Below are 2081 nucleotides of genomic sequence, written 5' to 3' on the forward strand. Positions count from 1 at the left end.
GGCGTCGGCGTCAGCGGGCCCAACACCGGTGGCGACCACGGCGAGCTCGGCGGCGACCACGGCGGCGACGCTGTCCGCCGCCGACGCCGCCGCCACGGTGCGCCGGAAGGGCTATGAGCCGGACATGAGCACCTACGCGGCCGACCGGCGACTGAACGTAGTGATCGGCACCGGCCAGCCGGCCGGGGACACCCCCCGGCAGCTCGCCTTCGTCTTCGCCGACGGTGAGTACCGTGGCACGGACACGAAGGCACCCAGCGCGCGCATCACCCTCCAGCGCCAGCGCAACGATCATGAGGTCGTGCTGCGCTATGCCACCTACGACCCGCGGGACCCTGTCGATGCCCCGTCGGGCCACGCCGACGTCCGCTTTCGCTGGACTGGCACAATCTTCTCCACCCTGGACAAGATTCCGCCGAGCGACCCGCATGTCTCCGGCAGCCGACGGTAGGGCCATCCGCCGAGGTCCGGGTGGCGGCGGGCGGTACCGGATGGCGGTGGCGGGTGGCGGACCCGAGGCGCCCGCCTCCGCGCCCAGCCGCACATCGCTGCGCTGGAAGCATTACGGTTCAGGGTTAGGGGTCTCGCGGGGCCGTGGACGCTGTGAATGACGCTGTGACGCTGTGATTGCCGTCGACCCACGGACACCGGTGTGGCGCGGGCCGGCGGCCATCGGGCCTCGGCCCGTGCCCACCGCCGACGAAGGAGTGAGCTTTCGGGTGAGCCCCGGCATTCCGAGTCTCACGGCCGGACCCGTCGCCGGTCGCGGAACCGGTCGCGGCGATCAGGACAGGCAGCACGATGCTGACCCCGCTTGTTGACGACGACCCGCGCCACGTCGGCCCGTTCACGATCCACAACCGGATCGGCGCTGGCGGCATGGGCACCGTGTACCTCGGTTTCAACGCCGACGGCCGGGCCGCCGCGGTGAAGGTTCCCGATGCCCGGTTCGCCGACGACCCCGAATTCCGGGAACGGTTCCGCCGCGAGGTGGCCGCCGCCCGCCGGGTGCACGGCCGGGCGGTCGCGGCGGTGCTCGACGCCGATCCCGAGGCCACGTCGCCGTGGCTGGCGACCGAATACGTGGAGGGCACCAGCCTCGCCGACGCGGTGCTGCGCCACGGCCGGTTGGAGGAACGGCTGCTGCACGGCTTCAGCGTGGGACTCGCCGACGCGCTGATCGCCATCCATGCCGCCGGAGTGGTGCACCGCGACCTCAAGCCCTCGAACATCCTGCTGGCCTGGGACGGCCCGAAGGTCATCGACTTCGGCATCGCGCGGGCCTCGGGGATCCCCAGCCACACCCGCACCGGGATTCTCATTGGCACGCTGGCCTGGATGGCGCCCGAGCAGCTGCGCGGGGAACGGGCCGGGCCCCCGCCGACGTGTTCGCCTGGGGCGCCTGCGTGACGTACGCAGCGACGGGACATCCGCCGTTCGCCTCCGAGCAGTCCGACGTGCTGACCAGGATGCGCGAGGACCGACCACCCGACATCGCCGGCGTGCCGGCGAAGCTCGCCCCGCTGGTGCGCGCGGCGCTCGGGCGTCGGCCGGAGGAACGCCCGAGCGCCGCCGAACTGGTCCGCAGCCTGGTCTCGGACTCCGCGGTCCGCACCCCGGCCGACGCCGACCGGGCGGCGGCGTTGGCCCTCACCCCCTGGCAGGCCCGCCCGCCGCTGAGCGCGGGACCCGGCAGCGGCGGCAACGACGGCAACGACGCGCCGCTGGACCCTGACCGACCCGATCAGCCGACCCATCCCCTGGCCAACCGGCCGACGCCACCGCCGGGCGACGACCAGTCGTGGCGCACCGTCCCGGTGCCCCGCCGGGGCGCGGACGGCTCGGTGCAGGATCCCGCCGACGGCGGCGCAGCCGGTCCGCCGCGACACCCGGCGGACGGCGGGCTGCTCGGCCAGCTCCCGGCGTCCTGGCGGCGGCAGGCACCGGGCGCGCACGGAGCGCTGCCGGTCGTCCTGCTCGCCGGAATCGTCGGGCTCGTCGCCGCGCTCATCGGGGCCGGCGGCTCCGATCCTCAGGTGGAACCGGCCGCCCCCCTCGTTCGGCCCGGCGGCCCCCGGCGG

The 2081-nt window shown here is 74.6% G+C and carries 1 protein-coding gene and 1 pseudogene; both read left to right on the forward strand.

The annotated features are described in order from the left end of the window. The coding region (locus AC08ON_RS17400; protein WP_476617366.1) for an LppP/LprE family lipoprotein at positions 1-451 on the forward strand (451 nt) is incomplete at its 5' end. 350 nt (positions 452-801) lie between these two features. Then, a pseudogene (locus AC08ON_RS17405) lies at positions 802-2081 on the forward strand (serine/threonine-protein kinase); the annotation flags it as partial.

The organism is Frankia sp. CoWAU3 (assembly GCF_977971855.1).